Here is a 256-nt window from a genome sequence, read left to right on the forward strand (position 1 = left end):
ATTAGGACGAAGTCGTAACAAGGTAGCCGTACCGGAAGGTGCGGCTGGATCACCTCCTTTCTAAGGAGCTCACCACACCTCCGCCCGCTTCGTCGGGGTTCATCGGTGGTGTCAGGTGGCCACGCAGGCGCCGTTCGTGTGTCTGGTGGTTGCTCATGGGTGGAACATCATTACTTGGCATGCTGTTGGGTCCTGAGGACACAGGCCACAGCCATCCCGTGTGGGTGGTTGGGTGTGTTTCTTCTGGTGGCCGCCT

The 256-nt window shown here is 59.4% G+C and carries 1 rRNA gene; it reads left to right on the forward strand.

Features of this window, described 5'->3' with window-relative positions:
- Nucleotides 1-60: ribosomal RNA gene (locus tag M3148_RS19405) — 16S ribosomal RNA — on the forward strand; the annotation flags it as partial.
- Between the last annotated feature and the right edge of the window lie 196 nt (nt 61-256).

Source organism: Georgenia satyanarayanai, assembly GCF_023715365.1.
GTDB classification, from domain to species: domain Bacteria; phylum Actinomycetota; class Actinomycetes; order Actinomycetales; family Actinomycetaceae; genus Oceanitalea; species Oceanitalea satyanarayanai_B.